This is a genomic window from Micromonospora wenchangensis, assembly GCF_002210435.1.
Taxonomy (GTDB): domain Bacteria; phylum Actinomycetota; class Actinomycetes; order Mycobacteriales; family Micromonosporaceae; genus Micromonospora; species Micromonospora wenchangensis.
Map to the genome: position 1 here is coordinate 158,528 of NZ_MZMV01000005.1, position 18,635 is coordinate 177,162.

The following is an 18,635-nucleotide window of genomic DNA, read 5'->3' on the forward strand; positions in this document are numbered from 1 at the left end:
GCGGAGCACGGTGACGGCGCGTGAACTGACCCAGCGGATCCAGAGCCTCACCCCCGAGCAGCGTGGCCTGCTGCTGGAGCGGCTTCGGGACCGTCGGATGGTCGCTCCGGTGGCCCTGTACGACCGGCCCGGCGACGGCGACGCCCCGGTGTCGTCGGCGCAGCGCCGCATCCTCTTCCTGCACCGGCTCAGGCCGGACAGCGGGTTCTACACCAGCGTCAACCCGTTCCACCTGGCCGGGCCACTGCGCGTCGACGTGCTGCACCGCTGCCTGCGCGCGATCGTGGCCCGGCACGACATCCTGCGCACGGTCTTCCCGGTGGTGGACGGGGTGGCACGCCAGCGCGTCCGGCCGGCCGTCGAAACGGCACTGCCCGTGATCGACCTGCGCGGCCTGAAACCCGACGCCGCACACCGGGAGAGTTCCCGCCTCGCGTCGATCGAACGTCGTCGGCCATTCGACCTGGACGTCGAACCATCGATGCGGACCAGCCTCGTCCTCCTGTCGGGGCACGAGTCGATCCTGCTCGTCACGTTCCACCACGTCGCGGTCGACGGCTGGTCGCTGAGCGTGTTCGGCCGCGAGCTGGACCAGCTCTACCGCGCCTTCACCGCCGGCCGGCCCAGCCCGCTGAGCCCGCTGCCCGTGCAGTACGCCGGATACAGCCGATGGCAGGTGGACTGGGAGAACAGCACGGCCGCGCAGGAACAGCTCACCTTCTGGCAGGCCCAGCTCAGCGGGGCACCGGAGGCGCTGACGCTGTACGGCGACCGTCCACGTCCCGCCGTACAAACCCATCGTGGCGCGACCCACCGGTTCGCACTCGGCCCCGAACTGACCGCGGCCGTCGGCGAACTGAGCCTCGGCCACGGCACCACCACACACATGACTCTGCTCGCCGCGCTGAGCGCGGTGCTGCACCGGTGGAGCGGGCAGGACGACATCGTCATCGGTGGCGCGGTGGCGAACCGCCGGCACCGCGAACTGCACGACCTGATCGGCTTCTTCGCCAACTCCGTCCTGTTCCGGGTCCGCCCACACGGCCGGCAGACCTTCGACGAACTCCTGCGGCACGTACGCGACACGTGCCTGGCGGCATACGCACACCAGGACGTTTCCGTCGACCTCATCGCGCAGCGGCTGTTTCCCGAGCGTGACCTCGGCCGTAACCCGCTCTACCAGGTCAACTTCACACTGCACAACACGCCGCCGCTGAGCGGGTCGCTCTCCGACCTCACGGTGACGCTGCTGGAGACCGACACCGACTCGGCCCGTTTCGACCTCGACTTCAACGTCTGGGAGTCCGATCAGGGCCTGGAATGCCTGGTCGACTACTCGACCGACCTGTTCGACGAGTCGACCGTCGCCCGGCTGGCCACCTCGTTCCGCGAACTGCTGGCGGCGGCCACCGCCGACCCCCGACGGCGGCTGGGCGAGCTGCCGGTGACACCGGGGCGGGAGCTGCACCGGATCCTGGTCGAGTGGAACGACACCACGGCACCCGGCGTCGACGTGCCGCTGCACGAGCTGGTCGACGAACAGGCCGAACTGACCCCGGACGCGCCGGCGGTGCTGCACGCCGGAGCCGTCGTCGTCTACCGCGACCTGGTGCGGTCGGCGAACCGGATCGGCCAGCACCTGCGTGAGGCCGGCGCCCGACCCGGCCGTACGGTGGCGGTACTGCTGTCGCACGCTCCGGAAACCGTTGCCGTGCTCCTCGCGATCATGAAGACCGGCGCGGCCTACCTCCCGCTCGACCCGGGACAGCCGGCGTTGCGGACCAACGCCATGCTCGCCGACAGCGGGGCCACCCTGCTCGTGGTGGCCGACGGTGTGCCCGACGGTGTCGACTGCACCGGGCTGCTGGTGGTCGGATTGGACGCCGAACGCACCTCGATCGCGGCGCGACCGGCGCAGCCCCTTGCGGTGGCGGTCTCCGCCGACCACCCGCTGTACCTGATGTACACCTCCGGCTCGACCGGCCAGCCCAAGGCGGCGCTGCTCACCCACCGCAACGTGGTGAACTATCTGCGCTGGGCCGCCCGGTACTACACCCTGTCCCGGGGGACCGGGGTGGCCGTCCACTCGTCGCTGGCCTTCGACCTCACGGTGACCAGCCTGTTCGCGCCGCTGCTCGCCGGCCAGCACCTGGTGATCGGCGACGCCGAGCGCGACGTGCCGGGAGCGGAACTGCTGGCCGTCCTCCACCAGGCCGACGACCTGAGCCTCATCAAGCTGACCCCGTCCCACCTGCGGTTCCTGGCCCGTTCCTCGACGGATGACGCACCGGCACTGCCGTGCCGGACGGTCGCCGTCGGCGGCGAGGCGCTGCACGGCGAGGCGGTCGCGGGACTGCGCCGCCGGCACCTCGCGATCCGACTGGTCAACGAGTACGGCCCGACCGAGACGGCCGTCGCGTGCACGGCGTACGACGGCGACCGGGTCACGCCCTACGGGCGGGTTCCGATCGGCACACCGATCAGCAACCTGCGCGTCTACGTCCTGGACGCCGCCATGCGCCCCACACCGATCGGCGTGCCGGGCGAACTGTACGTCGGCGGCACCGGGGTGGGCCTCGGCTACTGGCGTCGGGGCGCGCTCACCGCTGCGGCCTTCGTGCCGGACCCGTTCGGCACCGAGCCGGGCGGCCGGCTCTACCGCACCGGTGACCTCGCCCGGTACCTGTCCGACGGCGACCTCGAATACCTGGGCCGCCGCGACGAGCAGGTCAAGGTACGCGGCCACCGGATCGAATACGGGGAGATCGAGGCCGTGCTGGACGGCCACCCGGCGGTCCGCTCCAGCGCCGCCACCCTGATCGGCACGGGCACCGGTGACGAGCAGATCGTGGCATTCGTCTGCCTGGAGAACCAGCGGACGCGCGACGGCGACTGGGACGACGACCGGGTACGGGAGTGGCGGGACCTCTACGAGGACACGTACCGCGACCTACGGGGCGACCACGACCCCTTCTTCAACCTCACCGGCTGGCTGAGCAGCTACTCCGGGCGGCCCCTCGACCCGGCGCAGATGCGGGCCTGGCTCGACGACACCGCCTGTCGCATCCGGCTGCTGCGCTCGCGCCGGGTCCTGGAGATCGGCTGCGGCACCGGCATGATCCTCGGCCAGATCGCCCCGACCTGCGAATCCTACCGGGCGACCGACAACTCCGCCGCCGCCGTCGAGTACGTCCGGTACGCGGTGCGCGGCGCGGGCGAGGCACTGTCCGAGCGGGTCGAAACCTGGGTCGCGCCGGCCCACGAGAGCTTCCGGGCCGCCCCGACGACCGCCCCGCCGGACACCGTCGTCATGAACTCGGTGGTGCAGTACTTCCCGTCCGTCGAGTACCTGCTGCTGGTGCTGCGCCAGGCCGTCGACGTACTGCCCGACGGCGGCCACGTCTTTGTCGGCGACGTACGCAACCTGTCGCTGACGAAGCTGTTCCACACCTGCGTCGAGGCGCACCTGGCCCCGGTCGGGATGCGCCTGGCCGAGCTGCGCCAGCGGGTCCGGCGCAGCGTCGCCCGCGAGTCCGAACTCTGCCTGGACCCCGTCGTGTTCGCCGAGATCGGCGCGCGGTGGCCGAGGATCGCGCGGGTCCAGGTGCTACCCAAACGCGGCCGTCAGGACAACGAACTCGTCACCTTCCGGTACGACGTGATACTCACCGTCGGCACCCCCGTCGCCGTCGAGGAACCCCCCACCTACGCCTGGGGACCCGGTCGTCGTACCCCGCGCGACCTGCTCGGCCTGCTCGACGCCGAGCGCTGTGCCGCCGTACGGCTGACCGCCGTGCCGAACGCGCGCCTGTCCTGGGCCCGTCACCTGTGCCGGTCGCTGGCCGAACGAGAGGCGGCCTCCTCGGTCGGTGAACTCGTCGCCCACGTCACCGGCCTGCCGCCGGAGGGGATCGCACCCGACGACTGGTGGGAACTGGCCGACGACGGATCCCTCGACGTCGAGCTGAGCTGGGCGGCCGGACACGCCGACGGCGCCTACGACGTGGTGCTGCGCCGCCCCGGGGCCGTCGACGCGCCCGGTGGGGCCGTCCCCCGCCAGCCGGAGGAGGGCTGGGACCCCACACCGTACGCCAACGACCCGCTCTGGGGTCGGGCCTGCGCGGCGATCGTCCCGGAACTCGCCGCGCACGCGCGCGAGCGGCTGCCGGAACCGGCGCTGCCGACCCGCTACCTGCCCGTCACCGAACTGCCGCTGGGCCGCAACGGGAAGGTCGACCGGGCACAGTTGCGCCGGATGGCGGCGGATCCGGCGGCGCTGGAGGAGACCTGGACGACGCCTCCGCGAGCGCTGACCGCGACCGAGGAGGTCGTCGCCGACATCTGGCGCGCGCTGCTCGGCTGCGACGACGTCGGCCCCGAGGACGACTTCTTCGGGCTCGGCGGCCACTCCCTGCTCACCCTGCAGGTGGTGTTCCGGCTGCGCAGACAGCTCGGTGTCGAGGTGCCGGTGCGGGCACCCTTCGACCACCGGACCCTGGCCGACCTGGCGAGCTACGTCGATGCCCTGGCCGGCGCCCACGACGACGCCCCGGCACTGGTCCCGGTCGACCGCAGCGCCCGGTTGCCAGCCTCCTTCGCCCAGGAACGCCTGTGGTTCACGGAGCAGTTGGACCCGGGGAACCACCGGTACAACGTCCCGGTGTTCGACCGGATCAGCGGCCCGTTGCAGGTGCGGGCCCTGGCCGCGACCGTTGACGCGGTGGTCGCCCGGCACGAGATACTCCGTACCACCATCGTGGCCGACGACGGCGTGCCCCGACAGCGGATCCTGCCGGCAGCGCCGGTGCCGATGCCGCTGGTCGACCTCACCGCACTGCCGGCGGTGCGACGCGAGGCCGAACTGCGCCGGCTGGTCGACGGGGAGTACCGGCGTCCCTTCGACCTCGCGACCGGCCCCGTGCTGCGGACACAGGTGGTCCGGCTCGGCGTCGAGGACCACGCGTGGTTGCTGTCGATGCACCACATCGTCCACGACGGCTGGTCGTTCGGCCTGCTCACGGCCGAACTGGCGCAGACCTACGCCGGACTGGTGGCGGGACGTGCGCCCGATCCGGCACCGCCGGCCCTGCAGTACGCCGACTACGCCGTCTGGCAGCGGCGGTCGTACGACGAGGGGCACGTCGGCGCTCAACTCGACTTCTGGAAACGACGGCTCGCCGGTGTCCCTGACCTGTTCCCGCCTCCGACGCACCGTCCGGGACCGCCCGGGGCGCGACCCGTCGGCCGGACCGTACCGGTCCGGTTGTCCACGGAGACCAGCCACGCCGTCCGGGAACTGAGCCAGACGACCGGCACCACACCGTTCATGGTGTTGCTGACCGCGCTGGCCGCGACCCTGCACAACCTCACCGGTGCCGACGACATCGCCGTCGGCACGGATGTCGCCAACCGGTCGACCCCGGAGACCGAGACCATGCTCGGATTCTTCATCAACCAGATCGTGCTGCGGATCGACACCGGCGGCGACCCCACCTGGCTGCGGTTGCTCGACCGCGCCCGCACCACCGTGCTGGACGGGCTGCGTCACCAGGAGGTGCCGTTCGAACGGGTCGTGCAGGCGTTGAGACCGCGCCGCTCAGGTCGCAACACCCCCCTCTTCCAGGTGAAGCTGGTGCTGAACAACACGCCGCTCCGACCGGCGACACTGCCCGGTCTCGACGTCACAGAGGTACCGGTCGCCTCCGACGCCGTGCGGTTCGACCTCGCGCTCGTCCTTCAGGACGGCCCCGGGCCGATGACGGGTTTCCTGGAGTACGACACGACGCTGTTCGACGAGACGACCGTCGACCGGGTGATCGGCGAACTCGCCGTGGCGCTGGACATGATGACGACCGACCCGGCGGGCCCGGTCGGGATCCCGCGAGAGCGGAACGGGTCGCCATGACACCGGAACTCACCGGTGTGGACCTCACCGACCCGGCGACCTACCGGGGGACCGGCCGCCTCGCCCTCTGGCGGACCGCCCGTCGCAGGTGTCCGATCGTCAGGATCAGCTCCTCCCGGCACGGCCCGTTCTGGTCGGTGACCACCCACGACCTCGCCCGGCAGGTACTCGAAGATCCCGTCCGGTTCACCTCGACCCGCGGCATGCGACTGGGCACCGACGAGGCCGCGGTGACCGCCGCCGCCGGCAGGATGCTCGTCGTCGCCGACGGTGCCGACCATGCCCGGTTACGCGCGGCGCACGCGGCGTGGTTTCGTTCGGACGAGGTGACAGCGATGCGGGACGCGTTGCGCCAGCGGCTCGAAGCCGAGGTGGAAACGCTGGCCACCGGCGAGCCGGTGGAAATCGTGCAACGCCTCGCCGACACGGTGCCCGTCTGGGCGATGGGACGGATGCTCGGCACCAGCGAGGCCGACACCACCCGGCTCGCCGAGTTCGTCCGCGCGGCCTTCGCCGAGGAGACCGGACAGGGACGCCGCAGCGCGCGGCGCGCCGCCAGCGCCCACGTCTTCGGCTACTTCGCCAACCTGCTGGAGAGCCGGCGGGAGGATCCCCGCGGCGACGTCGTCAGTGCCCTGGCACACGAACCGGACCCGGACCGGCGGCTCGCCGACGACGAGATCCTGCTGAGCTGCGACGGCCTGGTCAACGGCGGGCTCGGCACCTCCCGACACGCCGTCTCCGGCGTGCTGCTGGCCTTCGCCCGGCATCCCGACCAGTGGCTGCGGCTGCGGCAGGACCACTCGCTCATCCCGTCGGCCGTCGAGGAGGTGCTCCGCTGGGCCTCACCACCGATGCACATCATGCGTACGGCCACCAGTGACGTCCTGCTCGGTGGCGCCCGGGTCCAGGCCGGCGACCGGGTGGTGCTCTGGATCCCGTCCTGCAACCGCGACGAGTCGGTCTTCGCCGAACCGGACGCGTTCCGCATCGACCGCCGCCCGAACCGGCACCTCAGCCTCGGCGCGGGACCGCACTACTGCGTCGGCGCCTCGGTCGGCCGGATCGAGGTGCGCGTACTGCTCCAGGTGCTGCTCGACAAGGTCGACCGGATCGAGCTGCGCGGGGAGCCGGTCCGCACCGCCTCGACGTTCCTGCACGGCCTCGACCGGCTCGAGGTCGCCCTCCTGCCCATCCATCGTCCCGACGGGGAAGTGACGGTATGACCGCTACACGCAGTGTCCGGGGTGACAGCGTGGAACTCGGGGTGGCGCGGATCTACGAAGATCTGCTCGGCCTGGACGAGGTCGACATCCACGCCGACTTCTTCGCGCTCGGCGGCCACTCGTTGCTCGCCATCCAGATGCTCGCCCGGATCAAGAAGACGTTCGGGACGGTCGTGCCCGTCTCCGCGTTGTTCGAGCACGCCGACGAGGAAGCGGCGACCGTCTCGGTGCTGAGCGGTCTGGTTCGACGTGACCTCGGCGTCCGGCTGCCCGACTCCCCGGCCGGCCCGGTGACGCTACGGCACGGCGGCGACGCCGACCCGGTGTTCTGCGTACATCCGGCTGGCGGGGACCTCGTCGGCTTCCGCGAGCTGGTACGGCTGCTGCCTGCCGAACGACCGGTCTACGGTCTGCCCGCGCCCCCGGCCGACACCCAACCCTACGAACCGGAGCTTTCCGACATCGCCCGGCACCACCTCTCCCGGCTCACCGAGGCGCACCCCACCGGACCGTACTCGCTGATCGGCTGGTCCCTCGGCGGGCTGATCGCCGCCGAGATGGCCGGCCTGCTCCGCGAGGCGGGCGCGCGGGTCGATCTGCTGGCGGCCGTGGACAGCTACCCGGCGGAGGAGACCGGGGCACCGGACGAGACCGCGATCCTGTCCGCCTTCGCCACGCACCTGGGCCGGGTGCTGGGTCGCCCCTTCTCCGTGCCCGCCGACGACCTGCGGCAGCTCACCTTCGACGACGGCCTCGCCCGGGTCCTCGCCACGGCCAGGGAAGTGGGTGCCGTGTCCTCCGACACCGACCTCAGCGAGCTGCTGAGCTGGTTGACGCTGTTCCGCGCCCACGACCACGCCCGCCGCCACCATCGGCTAAACCGGCCCGTGGAGCACCTGGTGCTGGTCTTCGCATCGGACGGGGACCCGGTCGCCCAGGACCGCGCCGCCGCCAGTTGGCAGCGGATCACCAGGTACCCGGTACGCCGCCACCTGGTCCCCGGCGACCACTACTCGATGCTGACCGAACCACACGTCGGGGAACTGGCCGCCATCCTCACCGAAGCCCTGGCAACGTCGGCGGCGTGGTCATGACCGTCCTGCGCGGCTTCGACGACCGGTGTCGGGCGACACCGGAGGCCCCGGCCGTCGAGTACCACGGACGGACGGTGTCGTACGCGGCCCTGGACGCCGCGGCGTCCCGGCTGGCGCGGCGGCTGCTGCGCCACGACGTCAGGGGCCGCGTCGTCGGCGTCTGCGTCGACCGTTCCGTCGACCTTCCCGTCGCGGTGCTGGCCACGCTCCGGGCCGGAGCGGCGTACCTGCCACTCGACCCGGCCTACCCGCCGGAGCGTCTCGCGTTCATGCTGCGCGACAGCGACGTGCCGGTGCTGCTGGCGCAGCCCGGTGTCGCCGAGCGACTGCCGCGAAGCGACGGCGTCAGCATCCTGTGGCTGGACGACGACGACCCGCCGGGTGACGCCCCGACCGGGCAGCCACCACCAACCGTCACCGTCGACGACCTGGCGTACGTCATGTACACCTCCGGCTCCACCGGCGTACCCAAGGGCGTGGCGATGCCCCATGGACCGCTGGTCAATCTCATCGACTGGCAGCGCGGAGCGTCGGACTGCGCGGAGGGCACCCGTACGCTCCAGTTCTCCGCATTCAGCTTCGACGCGTCCTTCCAGGAGATGTTCAGCACCTGGGCCGCCGGCGGCTGCCTCGTGCTGGTGGACGAGGACATACGGCGTGACCCGCACCGGCTGCTGCGCTTCGTCGACGACAACCGGATCAACCGGATGTTCATGCCGTTCGTCGCGCTCCAGGCACTGGCCGGCGCAGCCGCCGGGCAGCGACGGTTCCCCCGGACGGTGCGGGAGGTCATCACCGCCGGGGAACAGCTCTACGTCACGCCGACGCTGCGGCGCTTCTTCACCGAGCTGCCGGCGGCCACCCTGGTCAACCAGTACGGTCCCTCGGAGACGCACATCGTGACCTCGTTCCGGTTGGGGCGTGACCCGGCCGGCTGGCCCGAGCTGCCGTCGATCGGCACCGCGATCGACGGGGCACGGATCGTGGTGCTGGACGACCGGGGACTGCCGCTGCCGGTCGGCGCGACGGGGGAGATCGCCGTTGGCGGACGGGTACTGGCCCGCGGTTACCTGCACCGCCCGGCGTTGACGGCGCGACGCTTCGTCCCCGACCCGTACGACGCCACCGGCGGGCGGCTGTATCTCACCGGTGATCGGGGACGCCTGGCCGAGGACGGTTCCGTCACGTTCCTCGGCCGCGACGACGGCCAGGTGAAGATCCGTGGCCACCGGGTCGAGTTGGGCGAGGTGGAGGTCGCGGTGAAGGGCGTCAGGGGCCTCGCCGACGCCGTGGTGGTCGCGCACGGCAGGCCCGGCGCAGAGCGGAGGCTGGTCGCCTACGCCATCGCCGGCCCCGAGGGGTGGCCAGCCGACGTACGTGGGCAACTCGCCGCGACGTTGCCCGCGTACATGGTGCCGGTGGCGGTCCTGGCGGTCGACCGGTTCCCGACGACGCCCAGCGGCAAGGTCGACCGCGCCGCGCTGGCCGCGCGGGACGTGGCGGTCAGCGGCACCGGCACCGCGACCGCCGCGCAGGGGCCGGTCGAGGACGCGGTCCGCCGCCTGTGGGAGGAGGTCCTCGACGCGGTCGACGTGGGCCCGGACGACAACTTCTTCCAACTGGGCGGCACGTCGCTGCTCGCGGGGGTGCTGACGAACCGGCTCAACGAGGAGCTCGGGATCCAGGCAGAGCTGGAGACGTTCCTGCGGTATCCGACCGTGGCCGAGCTGAGCGCGTGGATCGGGAAGCAGCCGACGGCGCCGGTGGTCGACGGGAGTGGCCGGTGAAGCCGCGTTGGACGGCTCGGGCCGCCGCCCTGACGGAGGCCGAACACCGACCGCTCGGCGTGGGCGACGACGCGGACCACTCGGACACCGCAGACGGCGACCCGGCAATCGAGGCGGTGGGCCGGACGGCCGAGGCGGCTCTGGACGCTCGCGCGGCGGCGGCGTACGCAATGGGGCAGGCGCTACGCGGCCGGGGCGAGCCGGGCGAGGCGGTCGGCTACTTCCAGGCGGCCGGCGCGTCCCCGCCGCTGCGGGCGTCCGCCTGGCACGCGGCAGCCGAATGCTTCGAGCGGATCGGCGCACCGGCCGCGGCTGCGATCGCGTTCCAGCAGGCGGCGCTGGCCGGACCGGGTAGGGAGGAGCTGCGACAGCTCTACCACCTGGCCCGACGCCTTCAGGAGGAGGGCCGTGCCGGCGAGGCCGCCGACCGCTTCGAGATCCTGCTGGCCTGGGACGCCACCTACCTCGACGCCCTCGCACGGCACGCGGCCTGCCGCGCGGCCGTCGCCGACGCGTCGCCGCCGATCCGGACCGTGTCAGGACCGGCGGCACTGGTCAGGGAACTCGACGACCGTGGCCTGCTCGACACCGGCGGGACCAGGTTGGACGCCTATGACGCCACGTTCTATCTCCAGTTCGAGAACACCGGGGCGGCAGACACCGCGAAGAAGCAGCTTGAGATGGTCGAGCTGTTCCGGGCCCTGGGTCCTGTCGACGGTTACCGTACGTCGCTCGACATCGGCAGCGGCACCATGCGCTACCCCCAGGTCCTGGACCGGTACGGGGTCCGCTCCTTCGGTGTCGATCTGAGCGACGCCGGCGTTCGGGTCTGTGTCGACGGGCGGTGGCAGCGGCGGTTCGCGGTGGCCGACGGCACCTTCCTGCCGTTCCGTGACGGCGCCTTCGACCTCGTGAGCTGCATGATGGGCACCGTCAACCACCTCTCGGCCGCGCAGCGCCAGCGGTTCTTCTCCGAAGTCGGGCGAACCCTGCGTCCCGGGGGCCGGCTGGTGGTGAGCGCCTGGAACCCCGACTGCCGGTTCCAGACCTTCCTGTCCTTCTACTCACCGCAGGAGGCGGCTGACCTACGCGGGCGGCTCGTCCCACCGGACGTGCTGACCAGCGAGTGCGCGCGATCGGGGTTCCACGACGTCGCGACCAGGAGCTTCTGCACGTTCCCGGACTGGCTGATCACCGGGGGCAGCGCGTCCGGTGCCGGCGCGGCGCACCTGGCCTGGCTGGTCGAGTTGGACGCGGAGCGCACCGGCCGGGACCGGTCCGCACCGGGTCAGATGTTCATGCTCAGCGCGCGCCGGTAGGGCGGCGACGCCTCGGAGAGGCTTCTGGAGGGACACGACATGCGGCTCGACTGTCTGGTCATCGGCTACAACGACACGCCCTTCGGGCGCCACCTGGACCTGGTGAGCCGCAAGGGCGGCCAGGCCATCGAGTACCGGACCGCGCGTCACGACCATGTCCGCTTCGACGGCCAGCGGCTGCCGTACATGGATCTGCTGGCGGAACTGGACCGCCGCCGGTCCGGCGCGGGCACCGGCCACGTCGGGTTCCACATCGGGGAGGTCCCGAACCTGGCGGCGGTGTACCTGACCAGCCACCTGCGCCAGCACGGGTACGAGGCGGACTTCGTCTCGGCGTTCCGCCCCGAACAGGATCGGTTGACGGCACTGCTCACCGACCGTGATCCTCTGATCACGATCATCACCACCACCTTCTACATCTCGCCGGGTCCGGCCATCGAACTGGTGGAGTACGTGCGGCAACAGAACCCGGAGACGATGGTGGTGGTCGGTGGACCGCTGGTCGCCAACCTGATCATGGACACCGACTCGGCCACGCTGCCCTGGGTGCTCGCGGAGATCGGCGCCGACGTGTACGTGCACGACGGTCAGGGCGAGGACACCCTGCGCAAGCTCGTCGAGGCCGTCCGCGGCGGCCAGTCACTCGACGGCGTACCGAACCTGCTGTGGGTCCGGGACGGGGAGACGGTGGTGCGCACCCGGCGGATACCGGAGAACAACTCCCTCGATGAGTGCGCGGTCGAGTGGAGCCACTTCGACGGCGCCGACCTCGGACCGGTGTTGCAGACCCGCACGGCGCGAAGCTGCGCGTTCAAGTGCAGCTTCTGCGACTACCCCGTACGCGCCGGGGCGCTGTCGCTGGCCTCACTGTCGACGATCGAACGGGAACTCGACGCCATGGCCGAGCTGGGCGCGACGGACGTCGTCTTCATCGATGACACCTTCAACGTGCCGCTTCCGCGCTTTGTCGACATCTGCCACCTGATGATCCGCAAGGGGTACGGCTTCCGCTGGTACTCGTACTTCCGGTGTGGCAACGTCCGGGGCAGCGAGATGTTCGATCTGATGGCGAGCAGTGGGTGCGCCGGTGTCTTCCTCGGGATCGAGTCGGGCGACGACACGGTCCTGAAGGCCATGAACAAGTCGGCGAGCGTCGACCGGTACCGCAACGGAATCCAGCGGCTCAACGAACGCGGCATCAATTCGTTCGCCTCGTTCATCGCCGGCTTTCCCGGCGAGACGGAACAGACCGTGCAGAACACCATTGACTTCGTCAACGACGCGGCACCGACGTTCTTCCGGATCGAGCCGTGGTGGTACAACCATCGGGCCCCGATCCACCAGCAGGCGGCGCAGTACGCGTTGACGGGGCGCGATTTCCGCTGGCGGCACGCGACGATGGACTCGGCCGGTGCCTGCGACGCGGTGGATCGGGTCTTCGCCGAGGTGACCGAGTCATCGTGGATGCCGATGTGGAACTTCGACTTCTGGGCGCTGCCCTACCTGCGCGGCCGGGGGTTCAGCGCCGAGCAGGTCGTCGAGCTGCACCGGCTGGCTCGTGATCTCATGCTGCTCAACGACGGTGACGGCGAGGCCGCCGAGGCAGGCCGCCGGATCGCGGAACGGGCCCTGACCGACTGGTACGCCGGGGTGGACGTGCGGCCCTCACGTTACGGATCCACCCGACTCGCCTAGGTATCGCTCTGGCACGTTCCGGTTGACATCCAGCCCAGGGATGGCCGGGACCGGCAGTGCTGCCCCGGGGCGGAGGAGGGCGGTCAGGTGGGCGTTCGTGCTGATCGCGCAGGACGACATCACGTCACGCCGGATGGTGACTGCGGTCGGTTCCCGGACGGCGGATTCAGCCAATCAGCAGGCGATGAGAAGCTTGTCACCGGGTGATCGGCGGCGGCGGTGCGGCATGGTTGAGCGGTGACGACCCCGAACCCCGCCGGCCGGGGGCGCTCGGGTGGGCTCCGCCCGCGCGCCGCCGGACTCGTTGCTCTGCGGCCGGCCCGCGTGCTGGTGGTCGAGGACGAAGCGGCGATCGCGGAGGTGCTGATCGCGATGCTGTCGTTCGCGGGCTTCACCGTGCGGGCGGCGGCGAGCTGCGCCGAGGCGCGAGTGCTGGCGCGCGAGTTCATGCCGGAGCTTGCGGTGTTGGACGTCATGCTGCCCGACGGTTCCGGTCTCGATCTCTGCCTGGAGCTTCGGGCCCGCGACGAACAGCTGTCGGTTCTGCTGCTGACCGCCCGCGACGGGATCGAGGACAAGGTGACCGGCCTGGCGTTGGGGGCTGACGACTATGTGACGAAGCCGTTCAGCACCGCGGAGGTGGTCGCCCGGCTGAACGTGCTGCTGCGCCGTACGGTGCCGGCGGCGCAACCCGCCACGTGCCTGCGCGTGGGGGATCTGGAGTTGGACGAGCGGACCCATCGGGTCGTCCGCGCCGGTCGGTCGATCACGCTGTCGCCGACCGAGTTCCGGCTGCTGGAGTACTTCATGCGCCACGTCGAACTGGTGCTGTCACGCCGTCAGATCCTGCGCGAGGTGTGGGGCTACGACGGCGGCGACACCTCGGTGGTGGAGAAGTTCATCAGCCAGCTGCGCGGCAAGATCGACGCGGATGGCGTGACGCCGCTGCTGCACACCGTTCGGGGATTCGGTTACGCGATGCGGGGGCCCGCGGCGTGAGGCTGCCGGCGGTGCCGCATGTCACCAGCGCCTGGCAGGGGCTGCGGGGACGCCTGCTGGCCGGGACCCTCGCGCTGCTCGCCGCCGGGCTGCTCGTCGCCGACGTCACCGCCTACGCCGCGCTGGAGACATTCCTGCGTAACCGGCTCGACGCGACCCTGCAGTCGCTGGCGGACCGGATCGGTGGTCAGGTCGGCAGGGACAGCGGAAACACGATCAGCTGGGACACGGTGCGGATGCTGGCACCCAGCACCCAGTACGTCGCCGTGGCAGGTGACGACGGGTCGCTGCTGGTGGCGCACGAGGCGGTGTCCGGCAACGAGGATCTGACGCCGCCGGTCCTGCCCGAATCCATCAGGGCCACCTCCGAGCCGTTCACCGCCGCCAGCGCGGGTGGCGGACCCGGTTACCGGCTGACGATCATCGACCTTTCCGGCGCGGCCGCGGGGATCACGCTCAGCATCGACGGCGTACGCGTGCGGCCGGCTGCGCTGGTCGTCGGAATCTCCCTGGCCGACGTGGACGCTACGCTCAACCGCCTGCTGCTCGTCGAGGTCACCGCCTCGGCGGCGATCCTCACGGCGGGGGTGCTGACCGCGAACCTGGTCCTCGGGATCGGTCTGCGGCCGTTGCGTGTCGTGGCCGACACCGCACGGGCGATCGCCGGTGGACAGCGGGGCCGTCGTATCCCGGTACCGCATCCGCACAGCGAGATCGGCCGGGTGGCGGCCGAGCTCAACGCGGCCTTCGGCGAACGGGAAGATGCCGAGGACCGGGTCCGCCGCTTCGTGGCCGATGCGTCACACGAACTCAGAACACCGTTGACCACCGTCGGGGGCTGGAGCGACCTCTACCTCAACGGCGGCGTCGTCGACTGGGACCAGGCAGACCTGGCCATGGCGCGTATCAGTGAGGAAACCGCGCGGATGCAGCGCCTGGTCGAGGACCTGATCCTGCTGGCCCGGCTGGACGCCCGCCGGCCGCTGGAACGGATGCCGGTCGATGTCGTTGCCGCGCTCGGCGGCCTCGTCACCGATCTGCGCATGATCGAGCCCGGCCGGACGATCTCACTCCGGGTGGAACCGCCCCACGCGATCGTGCTGGGCGACGAGACGTCGCTCGTCCAGGTAATGCGTAACCTGCTGGGCAACGCTGTCCGATACACACCGGCGGGGAGCCCGATCGACATCGTCGTCGCCCGCGTCGACGACCGTCTCGTGATCCTGGTGCGGGATCACGGACCAGGCCTCGACCCACAGTCGATCGCACGTGCCTTCGAACGTTTCTGGCGGGCCGACGGCGGTCGCGTGGCCAACGGTGGCAGCGGTCTGGGACTCAGCATCGCGCGGGAGATCACCGAACAACACGGCGGGACGCTGAGCCTGCATGACCGGCGGGACGACGGGGGAGGGCTGGAGGCGCGCGTCACCCTGCCGGCTCACGGCGCACCGTCACGCGCCGTGTAGCCGAATCCGCGTACGGTGTGCAGCAGCCCTGGACCGATCTTGCGGCGCAACTGGCTGATGACCTTCTCCACGGCCGTCACGTCGCCGAACTGATGCCCCCACACCTCGCTGAGCAGGTGCTGTTTGCTCACCACAAGTCCAGGGCGACTCATCAGGTAGGTGAGCACCCGGAACTCGGTCGGTGTCAGCTCCACGTCGTCTCCCCGGCGGCTCACCCGGTGACTCTGCACGGCCACCTCCAGGTCGCCGACCCGCAGCACCGGATCGACCGGGTGGTCGGACCGCCGGGCAGCCAGACGACGCAGCAGCACGTTGAGCCGGGCGATCACCTCGGCGACACTGAATGGTTTGGTGATGTAACCGTCCGCCAGACCAAGCCCGGTCAGCCGGTCGCCGACGGCATCGCGGGCCGTCACGAACAGCACGCCCAGCTCAGGATGGACCTCCCGTAACGAATCGCAGAGATCGAAGCCGGACCCGTCGGGGAGCAGGACATCCAGGAGGGCCACCTGGGGCCGGTATTCGGCGGCGACCTGTCGAGCCTCGGCACTCGAGCGCGCAGCCCGCACGTCGAACCCGGCGAACGTCAACGTCGCCGCCAGCACCTCGACGATGTGCGCCTCGTCATCGACCACCAGGACCCGGGCCGGCATCCCTGGCCGTCCGGAGTGCAGAAGGGCGGTAGGGCCGGTCGTACTCATCGGTCCATGATGCCGCAGCAGTCCTCAGACAACCGTCAGCATCAGCGGCGGCTGCCGGTAAGCATCCGCTGGTTCGCTGATCTACGTGTCAACGACAACGGCCACGAGGCCCCAGCACGACGAGTCACGTGTGAGCGCATCGACATGACAACCATCCTCTACCGGTTGGGCCGGTTCTGTGCGCGTCACGCCCGCGCGGTGACCGTCGGCTGGGTCGTCCTGGCCCTGGCTCTCATCCTCGCCGGCAGCCGTTTCGACGGCGGCAACGCCGACGCCATCGCGGTCGACGGCAGCGACAGCGCGGTCGCGCAGACCCTGCTGGATCGCGCGTTTCCCGGCAGGTCGGTCGACCCCAGCCCGGTCGTGGTCGAGGCACCGAGCGGCAAACTGACCGACAAGACGTACCAGGACGCCCTGAACGCCACCGCCGAGCGGATCCGCGACATCCCGGGCGTCAGTGCGGTAAGTGGTCCGCCGGCCGCCGGCACCCCCGCCCTCAGCACGGACGGCCGCACCGGCTACCTGACCGTGACACCGGAGTCGGCATCCGCGGCGACCGTCGACCTCGCCGAGCGGGTACGGGATGCGACCGCCCCGGCCACCGACGCCGGGCTGGACGTGTCCATCGGCGGGCAACTGGGCCAGCAACTGTCCAAGAGCCCGGTACACACCAGCGAGCTCATCGGCATCGTGATGGCCGTCATCGTCATGCTGCTGGCCTTCGGATCCGCCGTCGCCATGGGTGTCCCCATCCTCACCGCCGTCCTGTCCGTCGGAAGCGGTCTGGCCCTGCTCAAACTGCTGGGCAACGCGGTCGACATCCCGACGGTGGCGGCCACCCTGGCCACCATGATCGGCCTCGGGGTCGGCATCGACTACGGGCTGTTCCTGGTCGTGCGATTCCGGCGCCTGCTGGCCGGCGGCCTCTCGGCCGAAGAGGCCGCCGCCCGCACGACGGCGACATCCGGCGGGGCGGTCGTTTTCGCCGCCGGCACCGTCATCATCGCGGTGTGCGGTCTGGCACTGTCCGGAGTCTCCTTCGTCGGCTGGCTGGGGTACTCCGCCGCCATCGTCGTGGCCGTGAGCCTGGCATCGGCCACCACCCTCACACCGGCGCTGCTCGGCTGGCTCGGTCCCCGGATCAACCGGTTCTCCCTGCCGGGCAGCCGGCACCGCACGACCGTCGCCGATCACGCGGAACTCGACACCACGGTCTGGGCCCGCCTGGCCGTACGCGTGGCGAAGCGGCCCCTGCTGACCGCACTGGCCGCCACCGTGGTGCTGCTCGCGCTCAGCGCCCCCGTGTCCACCCTGCGGCTCGGCCAGATGGACTCCGGAAAACTGCCCACCTCCACCGAGTCGCGGCGCTCCTACGACGCCCTCGCCGAAGGCTTCGGGCCCGGCGCGAACGGTCCGCTGCGGGTCGTCGTCGAGATGGTCGATCCAGCCACCGCTCCGCCCGGGGCGAAGAACGCGGCCGGCCAGGACCCGCGAGCTCAAGACCCCCGTCTGGTCGCGCTGGGTGCCGTACTCGCCGACACCCCGGGCGTACGGGAGGTCAGCGCCCCGGTCGTCAGCGCCGACTCCGCCGTAGCGGTCTTCAGCGTGACCGGACAGACGTCGCCCTCGGACGAGAGCACGGTCGAGCTCGTGCACCGGCTCCGCGACACGACGCTGCCGCAGGCCCTGGCCGGCAGGGGAGCCGAAGGTCACGTAGGCGGGCTGACCGCCACCAAGGCCGACCTGGCCGAGCGCATCTCGCAGCGGCTGCTGCTGCTGATCGGCGCCGTGGTGGCGTTCGCCTGTGTACTCGTGCTGCTCGCCTTCCGGTCGCTCTGGCTCGCCGCCAAGGCCGCCGCCATGAATCTGATCTCCATCGCCGCCGCCTACGGCGTCGTCGTCGCGGTCTTCCAATGGGGCTGGGGAATCCATCTGCTCGGCCTGGACGGGCCGGTGCCGATCGAGTCCTACGTGCCGATGATGATGTTCGCCATCCTGTTCGGCCTGTCCATGGACTACGAGGTCTTCCTGCTCAGTTCGGTGCAGGAACACTGGCATGCCACCAGGGACAACCGCCGGGCGGTAAGCCTCGGACTCGCCGACACCGGCAAGATCATCAGCAGCGCGGCACTCATCATGGTGGCCGTCTTCGCCAGCTTCCTGATCAACTCCAGCCCCATCGTCAAGATGTTCGGACTCGGACTCTCGGTCGCCGTGGCAGTCGACGCAACCATCGTGCGTTGCCTGCTCGTGCCGGCGGTGATGGTTCTGATCGGGGAACGGCAATGGCAGCTGCCCCCGCTTCTCGACCGGCTCCTGCCCAGAATCTCGATCGAGGCCGACCCGGCGGCCTTCGACCCGCCGCCGGTCGCGGCCGCCGCAGGAGAGCACCTACCGACCGATGACGAAGACACGGTGGCGTTCACCGGGCACCGGTAGAGCG

10 protein-coding genes are annotated in these 18,635 nt (G+C 71.0%); 9 read left to right on the forward strand and 1 reads right to left on the reverse strand.

Going from position 1 to position 18,635, the window contains the following annotated elements; genetic code table 11:
• Window positions 1-10 precede the first annotated feature (10 nt).
• From B5D80_RS04570 to B5D80_RS04605, 8 genes are all read left to right on the forward strand, one after another.
• Entirely contained in the window at window positions 11-5,905 is a 5,895-nt protein-coding gene (locus B5D80_RS04570; protein WP_088642521.1) for a non-ribosomal peptide synthetase, read from the forward strand.
• On the forward strand, window positions 5,902-7,131 hold the full coding sequence (locus tag B5D80_RS04575) for a cytochrome P450 (RefSeq protein WP_088642490.1): 1,230 nt from the start codon (window positions 5,902-5,904) through the stop codon (window positions 7,129-7,131). Before B5D80_RS04570 ends, B5D80_RS04575 begins: the two co-directional genes overlap by 4 nt.
• Complete coding sequence (locus tag B5D80_RS04580) at window positions 7,128-8,225, forward strand: thioesterase domain-containing protein (protein WP_088642491.1); 1,098 nt, start codon at window positions 7,128-7,130, stop codon at window positions 8,223-8,225. The genes B5D80_RS04575 and B5D80_RS04580 overlap by 4 nt, the downstream gene beginning before the upstream one ends.
• Window positions 8,222-10,012 carry a non-ribosomal peptide synthetase gene (locus tag B5D80_RS04585; protein WP_088642522.1) on the forward strand — a complete coding sequence of 597 codons (1,791 nt, stop codon included), beginning with the start codon at window positions 8,222-8,224 and terminating at the stop codon, window positions 10,010-10,012. The genes B5D80_RS04580 and B5D80_RS04585 overlap by 4 nt, the downstream gene beginning before the upstream one ends.
• Window positions 10,009-11,331, forward strand: a complete 1,323-nt coding sequence (locus B5D80_RS04590) for a class I SAM-dependent methyltransferase (RefSeq protein ID WP_211291394.1) — start codon at window positions 10,009-10,011, stop codon at window positions 11,329-11,331. Before B5D80_RS04585 ends, B5D80_RS04590 begins: the two co-directional genes overlap by 4 nt.
• 39 nt (window positions 11,332-11,370) lie before the next feature.
• A complete protein-coding gene (locus B5D80_RS04595; protein ID WP_088642492.1) occupies window positions 11,371-13,026 on the forward strand; it encodes a PhpK family radical SAM P-methyltransferase in 1,656 nt (551 codons plus the stop codon).
• Between the two features lie 237 nt (window positions 13,027-13,263).
• A complete protein-coding gene (locus B5D80_RS04600) occupies window positions 13,264-14,025 on the forward strand; it encodes a response regulator transcription factor (RefSeq protein ID WP_088642493.1) in 762 nt (253 codons plus the stop codon).
• 11 nt (window positions 14,026-14,036) lie between these two features.
• Window positions 14,037-15,491, forward strand: coding sequence for a sensor histidine kinase (locus B5D80_RS04605; RefSeq protein ID WP_144081579.1), 1,455 nt, complete (start codon window positions 14,037-14,039; stop codon window positions 15,489-15,491).
• Here B5D80_RS04605 and B5D80_RS04610 read toward each other — a convergent pair.
• Window positions 15,464-16,126: a response regulator transcription factor gene (locus B5D80_RS04610; RefSeq protein WP_245854236.1), complete on the reverse strand. Its 663-nt coding sequence runs from the start codon at window positions 16,124-16,126 to the stop codon at window positions 15,464-15,466. The two genes, B5D80_RS04605 and B5D80_RS04610, sit on opposite strands and share 28 nt — an antisense overlap.
• Before the next feature lie 210 nt (window positions 16,127-16,336).
• Between B5D80_RS04610 and B5D80_RS04615 the strand changes: the two genes are divergently transcribed.
• Complete coding sequence (locus B5D80_RS04615; RefSeq protein WP_158224126.1) at window positions 16,337-18,631, forward strand: MMPL family transporter; 2,295 nt, start codon at window positions 16,337-16,339, stop codon at window positions 18,629-18,631.
• Window positions 18,632-18,635 lie beyond the last annotated feature (4 nt).